Genomic DNA, 1,186 nt, shown 5'->3' with positions numbered 1-1,186 from the left:
CGCGGCAGTCCAACGCTGCGAGCGCACCGCGAACGGGATGTGCACCAGGTAGGCCAGCACCAAGCCCATCAGCAGTATCAGCGGGAAGGTGATGAGCGCGGCGGCGAGCAGCGCGACGAGCACCAGCAAGATCGCGGCCAGCCGCGGCGGCACCGAGACCGTCTTGAGCGCCAACGTGGGGATCCGGCTGACGATCAGACCGGCGGTGACGATCGCCCATCCGGCGACGACGTAGAACGAGGCCCACCAGCCGTCGCCGAATTGCTCGAAGCCCGCGATCGGTGCCATGGCGATGAGCGCTCCGGCGGGGGCGGGAACACCGGTGAAGTACTCGCGCGCGTAGGCAGGCGTGTCGTCCACGTCGAGCAGAGTGTTGAAGCGCGCGAGCCGGAGCACGATGCTCACGGCGTAGACCAGCGCCACGATCCAGCCGCCGCTGCTGCCCTCGAGCAGAGTCACGTACAGCACCAGCGCCGGGGCCACACCGAACGAGATGGCGTCGGACAGCGAATCCAGTTCGGCACCGATCTTGCTGGTGGCGTCGAGCAATCGGGCGATGCGACCGTCCAATGCGTCGAGGATCGCCGCGGCACCGATCATGGCGAGCGCTGTGCCGAGCTGGCCGTCGAGGGCGAACTTGACCGCCGACAGGCCGGAGCACAGCGCGAGAATCGTGACGACGGACGGGAGCAGACGGATGGCAGCAGGCGGCTTGGCGCGTCTGGTGATCATGTCGGTTTCTACTGCGGAAGCTCTGCGAGCACTGTCTCGGCACCGACGGCGCGTTGGCCGCGTTCGACCAGCAAGGTGGTGCCCGCGGGGAAGTAGGTATCCACGCGCGAGCCGAATCGGATCAGGCCGTACGTGTCGCCGATCGAGAGGGTGTCGCCCACCTTGGCGTTGTTGATGATGCGTCGCGCAATGAGGCCGGCGATCTGCACAACTGCCACATCCTGACCGGAGTCGGTCCTGATGTGCATGCTGTTGCGTTCGTTGACCTCGCTGGCCTCGGCCAGGTCCGCGGACTTGAACTGGCCGCGGCGGTGCACGACCTCGATGACGCGACCGGCAACGGGAACGCGCTGCACGTGCACGTCGAGAACCGAGAGGAAGATGCTCACGCGCGGCACCGGCTGCGAGCCCAGATCGAGCTCGGCGGGCGGGACGGCGGTGTCGACGAGCGTGA

The 1,186-nt window shown here is 67.5% G+C and carries 2 protein-coding genes; both read right to left on the bottom strand.

Annotation, left to right across the window (positions count from 1 at the left end):
• Positions 1-732, bottom strand: a 732-nt coding sequence (locus tag RHBS_RS27865; protein ID WP_145977663.1) for a phosphatidylcholine/phosphatidylserine synthase, incomplete at its 3' end; no start/stop codon positions are given.
• 8 nt (positions 733-740) lie between these two features.
• On the bottom strand, positions 741-1,186 hold a 446-nt coding region (locus RHBS_RS27860), incomplete at its 5' end, for a phosphatidylserine decarboxylase (protein WP_145977662.1).

Origin of the sequence: Rhodococcus sp. BS-15 (assembly GCF_000813105.1) — a bacterium.
Lineage (GTDB): Bacteria > Actinomycetota > Actinomycetes > Mycobacteriales > Mycobacteriaceae > Rhodococcoides.
The sequence above is the reverse complement of the archived record's forward strand: the minus strand, read 5'-3'. Positions and strand labels throughout refer to the sequence as shown.